The 7,135-nt window shown below is 68.9% G+C and carries 5 protein-coding genes and 2 pseudogenes; 1 reads left to right on the top strand and 6 read right to left on the bottom strand.

What is annotated here, in order from left to right; genetic code table 11:
* The 5 genes and pseudogenes from AB0D27_RS42850 to istA form a co-directional block, all read right to left on the bottom strand.
* A pseudogene (locus AB0D27_RS42850) lies at positions 1–203 on the bottom strand (hypothetical protein); the annotation flags it as partial.
* A gap of 106 nt (positions 204–309) precedes the next feature.
* Positions 310–1,269 carry a sigma-70 family RNA polymerase sigma factor gene (locus tag AB0D27_RS42845; RefSeq protein ID WP_362520401.1) on the bottom strand — a complete coding sequence of 320 codons (960 nt, stop codon included), beginning with the start codon at positions 1,267–1,269 and terminating at the stop codon, positions 310–312.
* 22 nt (positions 1,270–1,291) lie between these two features.
* A complete protein-coding gene (locus AB0D27_RS42840) occupies positions 1,292–2,491 on the bottom strand; it encodes an FAD-dependent oxidoreductase (protein ID WP_362520398.1) in 1,200 nt (399 codons plus the stop codon).
* 167 nt (positions 2,492–2,658) lie between these two features.
* A pseudogene (istB, locus tag AB0D27_RS42835) lies at positions 2,659–3,464 on the bottom strand (IS21-like element helper ATPase IstB).
* A complete protein-coding gene (istA, locus tag AB0D27_RS42830; protein WP_362520395.1) occupies positions 3,461–5,110 on the bottom strand; it encodes an IS21 family transposase in 1,650 nt (549 codons plus the stop codon). Before istA ends, istB begins: the two are co-directional and overlap by 4 nt.
* Before the next feature lie 1,097 nt (positions 5,111–6,207).
* Here istA and AB0D27_RS42825 point away from each other — a divergent pair.
* Positions 6,208–6,507, top strand: a complete 300-nt coding sequence (locus AB0D27_RS42825) for a hypothetical protein (RefSeq protein ID WP_362520392.1) — start codon at positions 6,208–6,210, stop codon at positions 6,505–6,507.
* Between the two features lie 193 nt (positions 6,508–6,700).
* Here AB0D27_RS42825 and AB0D27_RS42820 read toward each other — a convergent pair.
* Positions 6,701–7,135: WD40 repeat domain-containing protein (locus AB0D27_RS42820; protein ID WP_362520390.1), on the bottom strand; the 435-nt coding region annotated here is incomplete at its 5' end.

The raw sequence follows: 7,135 nt of genomic DNA, 5'->3' as shown, positions 1-7,135 counted from the left end.
TACTGGAAGTCGCCGTGCGTCCAGCCGTACGGACCTGCCGGCGCCTCACCCGCAGGGTGGAGGTCGCCGTACTTCCCGAGCAGCTGCTTACGCTGCTCCAGCGCCTCGACGACCGCACGGTCACACGGTGGCGTGCGCGCGCAAGGAGGTATCGGCCGACGCGGCGGGAGGCGGGTGGCTTCGTAGGTGACGGTTGACGCCACTTGTAGGTCAGTTCTGACTCCACCCGGCGCGTGGGGGTGCCGATTTTGTAGGTGAGAAATGACTCCACCTGGCGGCCCCGCCGTGGCGGGTTGAGGCCGTGTCGGATCACCACTGGGTGACGAGCGGCGTGTTCGGCCCGTGCTGCCGCCAGGTTTCGGTGAGGCGGACGAGGCGGGTGGGGGCGCCGATGCCGCGCACGGTTGCGATCTTGCCGCCAGTGATGTCGAACGTCACGGCGCCGATGACCTCGTCGCTGATCACGAAGAGGATGGCAGGGGCACCGTTGACGAGCGCGTAGTGGATGGTGGGCGTGCCGCCGGCAAGTCGCCGTTTCGCGGGTGTGGGTTTGAAACCGGCCCGTGCGATGGCGGCGATGCGCTGCGGAGTGTCGTACTGCAGCAGCGTCTTGGCCGGGCCGGCGGCATTGGAGTCGGCGATCGCGGTCGCGTCGTCGGTGAGCAGCGCCACCAGGCGTTCGGTGCGGCCCGAGGAGGCAGCGGCGAGGAATTCTTCGACGATCCTGCGGGCGGATGCTGGGGCGACTTCGCCGACGCTGGGGCGCGCGGCGGTGATGCGGTGCCGGGCCCGGTGGAGGTGCTGCTGGCTTGCGGATTCGGTGATGTCGAGGATCTCGGCGGTCTCGGCGTGGCTGTGGGAGAACGCTTCACGCAGGACGTAGACGGCCCGCTCAAGGGGTGACAGGCGTTCCATGAGAGTCAGCACGGCCAGGGAGACCGATTCGCGCTGCTCGAGCGTGTCGGCCGGGCCGAGCATCGGGTCGCCGTCCAGGAGCGGTTCGGGCAGCCAGGCGCCGACGGTGCGTTCGCGGCGGGCCTGTGCCGAGCGGAGCCGGTCGAGGCACAGGTTGGTGACGACCTTGGTCAGCCATGCCTCCGGCACCTTGATCAGCTGCCGGTCGGCGGCCTGCCAGTGCAGGAACGCGTCCTGGACGGCGTCTTCGGCGTCGGTGGCGGAGCCCAGCAGCCGGTACGCCAGCGAGGCCAGCCGGTTCCGGCTGGCCTCGAACCGGCTGGTGTCGAAGCGATCAGTGGCGGTGCTGTCCACGCGGACCTTCCTCGTCAGGCGGCTACGCGACCGTCTTCTCGGCTGCCGCATCCGGTAGGGCGGTCAGGTGGCGCTTGAGCTTGGGCAGGCCGAAGGTCGGGTGCGAGGTGGTCCACAGTGACATCTTGAGGATGCCTGCCTTGATCCGCGCGGCCTTCCGGCCGCCCACATACTTCGGCTTTGCTTGCGCTTCGCCGTCGACCATCTGCAGGATCCCGTCCCGCCGCCCGAGGCTGATGTGGTTGCCCAGGTACTCCAGCTTGGTGTTCGGGATCTTGCGGCCGGTCAGGCGTCCCACGATCGCGGCCGTGGCCTGCATGCCGGTGTAGCCGGCCGAAGCGCAGGACATCGGCAGCGGCCGGCCGTTGTCGCCGATGGCGTAGGCACTGTCGCCGACGGCGTAGACGTTCGGGTGCGAGAGCGACCGCATGCTGCGATCGACGACGATCCGACCGTTCTCGGTGACCTCCAGCCCGCCGGCGGCAGCGATGGGGCTGACCGCGAACCCGGCCGTCCACACGGTTGCGTCGGACGCCAGGGCAATGCCATCGGTGCACAGTACCCGCGTCGCTTCGACGGCTTCGACGCTGATGTGCTCCAGGACGGTGATACCCAGCCGGTCGCACGCCCGGCGCAGGTGGCTGCGGGCTCCGGCGGAGAGCGGGGCGCCCAGCTCTCCGCGGGCGACCAGCGCCACCGACAGGCCGGGCCGGGATTCGGCGATCTCGGTGGCGGTCTCGATACCGGTCAACCCGTCGCCGACAACCAGCACACTCCCGTCCTCGTCCCGCCTGCTCAGACTGTCCAGGCGCTCGCGCAGGCGCAGCGCCGCCGGACGACTGCTGACGTCGAAGGAGTGCTCGGCCACTCCGGGGACGCCGTGGTCGGCGGCGTGGCTGCCGAGCGCGTAGAGGAGCGTGTCGTAGCCGAGTTCGCCGCCGCCTTCGGCGTCGGCCACGGCGACGACCTGGCGCTCGGGGTCGACGGCGATGACACGGGCCAAGCGCAGCCGTATCCCCGCGCCCGCAAAGACGTCGGCGAGCTGTGGAGCCCCGATCTCCTGGCCGGCCGCGAGCTGGTGCAGCCGCAGCCGCTGGACGAAGTCCGGCTCGGCGTTGACCACGGTGATCTCGGTGTCCGCCGGGGACAGCCGACGGGCCAGGGTCCCGGCCACGTAGGCCCCGGCATAGCCGGCGCCGAGGACGACGATGCGGTGCTTCATGTGCTGCTCCTGTCGGTTCGCTTGGCTCTCCGTGGACTTGAGCGGAACAGCGCCCCGATTACTGACAGGAACCGCATGTGGCATGCGTCACATCGCGGCAGTGGCTACCTTGCACCGTGAGTCACGGGTAGGAGTCCGGGGCCCCCAGCAGAACGGTGCCGTCTTCGTCAGCCCGCAGCGACCGCCGCGGCCTGCTGTGCGGCGCGGGCGCGGGTGGCGGCCAGCCGGTAGGAGTCGGTGCCGGTCTCGATGATGTTCCCGCCGAACGTCAATCGGTCCACTATGGCCGCGCAGAGCCTTGGATCCGTAAAGGTTTTGGTCCAGCCTCCAAAGGATTCGTTGGAGGCGATCGCCACGGAATTCTTTTCCTCACGCTCCGTCAAACCCTGGAACAGCAGCTCCGCCCCGCGACGATCAAGCTCCATTTAGCCGAGTTCATCAATACAAAGGAGGTCGACGCGGCCGTAGCGGGCGATGGTCTTGGCCAGCAGCTTCTCGTCGGCGGCCTCCACGAGCTCGTTGACGAGCTTGGTGGCCAGCACGTACTTCACCCGGTACTCGTGCATCGCCGCCTCGGTGCCCAGCGCGATCAGCAGATGGGACTTCCCGGTGCCGCTGTCGCCGATCAGACACAGCGGCAGGCCCTTCTTGACCCAGTCGCATTTGGCGAGGGTGTGGATGGCCGCCGCGTCGATGACGGGGTTGGCGTCGAAGTCGAACTGCCGGATCGACTTCTCGCGCGGAAAGCCGGCCGCCTTGATCCGCCGCTCGGAACGCCTGCGGGCCCGGTCGTCGCATTCCGACAGCAGGAGTTCGGCCAGGAATCCGCGATACGTCATCTGGTCACGGAGGGCGGCTCGGCGAGTTCGGGGTACTGGGTGCGGATGGTGGGCAGCCGGAGCATCCGGCATGCCTGGTCCACGGCGGTGTCGGCGGCCTGTTCGGTCAGTCCGCGGTTGCGCTTGGCGGTCACGGTGCCTCTTCCTGGTATGCCTGGCCGTCGGCGGGACGCCGGCGGAATCGCAGCAGCTGGTCGTAGGCGGCCACCGACGGCAGTGGCCTGGGGGCGGGCGGCAGCGCTGCCAGGCGCCGCTCGGTCAGCGAGGTCACCGTCGCCCCGCCGTCCACCCGGCGCGGCGCGATGTCCTGGTCGGCCGGCTGGTCGGTGCCCTGGTCGGCCTCGCCCCACTTGCGTGCCTCCAGGGCGACCGCGTCGGCGGTCAGCGCTCCGGCCCGCAGCGCGGGGGCGATCCCGGCGACCACGTGCTCGTGGACCATGTGCCGGTGCAGCAGCAGGACGGAGATGGTGCCCTCCGCGTCACCGTGGGCGGTGCATGCGGCCTGCCACCAGGCGTCGTGGACCGGGGTGAACTTGCCCGCCGAGCGGGCCTGGTCCAGCGCGGTCGCCCCGGGCAGCGCGCCGGGCTTGCGGACCAGCGCCTCCAGATAGTGGTCCAGCTCCAGCCGGGAGCCGCCCTTGGCGATCAGCCGCTCGTGGCGGGCGACTTCCCTGTGCGCGTCGTAGACAACGAGCTCGGAGGCGTGCAGCACGACCCGCACCATCCGGCAGATCAACCGCACCGGCACCGAGTAGTGGTTGGTGCGCACGCTGACCTGGCTGTAACGGTTCACCCGCAGCGAGGACACCAGCCCGGTCTCGAACTCCTCCTCCGGCAGCGCCACCAGCAGCGGGCGCTCGACGGCGAACATCTCACCGATGGTCAACGCCCGCTGCATGATCCGGCGGGCGTCGTCCTCCTCGTCCCAGCGCTCCACCATCGCGTTCAGCTCGGCCAGCGAGGCGACCTTCGGGACGGGGACCAGGTGGTTTCTGCGGAACCAGCCGATCTGCCCCTCGACGCCACCCTTCTCGTGGGCGCCCTCGATGCCGGGATTGCAGTAGAAACTGTTGATCGAGAAATGCGAGCGGAACGCCGTCCAGCGGTCGCTTTCCACCCGGCCCCGGGTGCGGCCCAAAACCTGGCTGACCGCGGCGCGCAGATTGTCGTAGCGGACCTTGCCTCGCGGGACGCCGCCCAGCACATGAAGGGCGTGGACGTGGCCTTCCAGGAACGCTTCCTGCCCGCACGAAGCGAAGATCTTGTGCACGGCCTTCCCGCTGAACGACAGCCGCAGCGAGAACAGGAACACCTTGGTGGACACCCCGTCCAGGTGGATCCACACGTCCCCGAAGTCGACCTCCGCCTCGTCACCGGGACGGTGGGTCTGCGGCACGAACGCCTGCGGCGGCCCCCGGCCCTCCTCCACCCGGATCTCCGGACGGCGCACGGCGATGTAGGCGCGGACCATCGAATACGTGATGCCCCGGGCGTCGTGCTCGTCGATCAGCCGGTCGAAGACCCGCTTGACGGTATGCCGCTGCTTGCGCGGCGCGTCCAGGTCCTCCCGCAGGATCTCATCGATCGTCGCCTTGAACGGATCCAGGCGCGAGACCCGGGGCGGAAGCTGCTTGCGCGGCGCCGGCCACACCGACTCCAATGCCAGCGCGACCGTCCGGCGGCCCACCCCGTACTTGGCCGACAAAGCCCTGCTGGACAGCCCTTCGACCCGAGCGTCATGGCGTATCGCCGCGTACAACTCGACCTTCGAAACGGGCACTTGAGCCACCCAGCGCTAGCCGATGCACCCCGATACTCGCACCACAAGCCCCCAAGTGGAGTCAGAACTCACCGACATCAACTGTCCACCGACAGCACTGGAGTCAGAACTGACCTACTACTGGCCTCAACTCTCACCTACAAAGCCAGCTGGGGCAGTGCGCAGGTTGCGCAACCGATCCGGCCTGCTGACATCGGCGGTGCGCAATGGCCACCCCATTGCGCAGGTTTCGGCCGGATGGCCTGCGCAACGCTGCGACCTGCCATGGTCGGGCCCATGGTCGGGGTTGGCTTTGTTCACGGGTTCCGGCAGCAGATGTTCATGGCTCCGGGAGGCAGCCGCAGACCGGAAGAGTCGATGTTCACGAGAACAGGAGGCACCCGATGGCGCCCGGCAAGAGCGCGATGGTGGCTGCCACCTACGCCCGTAGCCAGCGCTTTTGCCCGTGCTGCACGGGGTATCGCCGAGGTAAGCCCTGAAAGGTCTACCGCCTCAACTGACGCCAGGAGTCCGGCGTACTACGTTCCATGAACCGCTCACGGCGGCGGGTCGGGGAATCCAGCGCTTCCCGTGCTTCCGCTTTCAACTCATGGAACCGTCTTCCGCCTTCGTTGTGCCTCGCCACTAGGCAGCTGACATGAGTGACGAAAGGTCATTCTCATGCCGAAACGTCTGCAGCCGCGCCACATGCAGGACGTCGTCGCGGACATCGACCGGGCCACGATGGGCCCGGAACGCCTGGCCGCGAAGATCACCGCCACACCTCGTCCAGCACCTCCTTGGCGTAGCCGTGCTCCCCGGCCGTGCGACGGAACCAGGTCAGGGCGCGGCGGGCGACGTCGCCGGCGGCGCGGTCGCAGCCGGTCATCGTCGTGAGGATGGCGATGATCTGCTCGTGGCCACACCGCCGCCACCGCCAGCCGGGGCCGTTTCGCGCTGGCGCTCCCTGCGGCCCCGTGTCCGGTGGACGGGGGCCGGGATGGGGGCCGGGTGTCCGTCTTCGTGTGGTGGTCGGCCGGGTGTACGCCCGCCCGTTGCCCGTTGCCCGTTGCCCGTTGCCCGTTGCCCGTTGCCCGTCGGCTGTCGGCGGGAGCGCCGTGCTGCTCGCGCGCCGCGGCGCTGAGGCCGTCACCATGCGCGACCTGGCCGACGAGTTGCTCCAGGGCGACGGCGCAAACCGCGACGTGATCGTGCTGGGCGACTTCAACGACGACTGGCAGGCCGCCACCACCCAGATTCTCTACGGCCCGCCCGGCTCGCAGATCGGCACCGGCGGCTTCGACCACCCCGACCAGGGCGACGCCCAACGACTGTGGAACCTCGCCCCGCGGATCCTCGAACAGGGCGGCTACCCCGCATCTTCGAGGGCCAGCACGAACTCATCGATCACATCCTGATCAGCCACTCGCTGCTGGGGAAGATCCAGGAGGTCCGCACCGGAGCCAACAAGCTGCCGACCGTCGTGGCCACGCAGCCAGCCGCGCCGCATGACAAGCCGTCCGACCACTCGCCCGTAGTGGCCACGTTCAACCTCTAGATCGGATCGCCATGGCAACGGCGAGGAGACGCTGGTTCTTGGCCGTCGGCAGGTCAGGTTGAGCGGCATACGGAACCGACAGATTGGTCTGGCAGGTAGGCGGCTCGTTCGTCCGCAGTGAGATCGCGGTTCACATGTTGGCAGATGGTGCGGATTGCTGTGTCGGGCTTGAGCAGGACCGAGCCCCATAGCCGTACGGTTTGGTCGGAGCTGCCGGTGGCCAGAGTGCCTTTGTCGGGGCTGAACGCCACCGACAACACCCAGTCCGTGTGGCCGGCGAAGGTGGTGAGGGCCCTGCCTGTGGCGACGTCCCATAGCCGTGTGGTCTTGTCGTAACTGCCGGTGGCGAGGGTGTGTCCGTCGGGGCTGAACGCCACGGAGGTGACAACGTCGGTGTGGCCGGCGAAGGTGGTGAGGGCCCTGCCTGTGGCGACGTCCCATAGCCGTGTGGTCTTGTCGTAACTGCCGGTGGCGAGGGTGTGTCCGTC

Source organism: Streptomyces sp. NPDC048415 (genome assembly GCF_040651675.1).
GTDB lineage: Bacteria > Actinomycetota > Actinomycetes > Streptomycetales > Streptomycetaceae > Streptomyces.
The sequence above is the reverse complement of the archived record's forward strand: the minus strand, read 5'-3'. Positions and strand labels throughout refer to the sequence as shown.